Genomic DNA, 279 nt, shown 5'->3' on the forward strand with positions numbered 1-279 from the left:
GGCGGCGGTCAGGGTATCGGTGAAGATCTGCGCCATGTCGAAGCCGTCGCCCTGTTTTGACGCCTGATGAAACTTCAGGTGCAGCGCCACGTCGAACAGCATCACTTTGCCGTCCACCAACTCGATGTATTGTTGCAGCGCGCTGAGATCGTGCGACCAGTATTCGGCGACGATAAACAGATCGCGCTGCGCGCTGTCGCGCACGTGATCCGCCCACTCTTTGAAGAACCAGGCGGGAATGTGTTTGGCGGCGTCGAGGCGGAAGCCGTCGCACGGCAG

General features: G+C 60.6%; 1 protein-coding gene. It reads right to left on the bottom strand.

Annotated elements, in window-relative coordinates; translation table 11 throughout:
• Positions 1-279: alpha-amylase family glycosyl hydrolase (locus JYB63_RS23100; RefSeq protein ID WP_205660251.1), on the bottom strand; the 279-nt coding region annotated here is incomplete at both ends.

This window comes from Aliamphritea spongicola (genome assembly GCF_017051665.1).
GTDB classification, from domain to species: Bacteria; Pseudomonadota; Gammaproteobacteria; order Pseudomonadales; family Balneatricaceae; genus Amphritea; species Amphritea spongicola.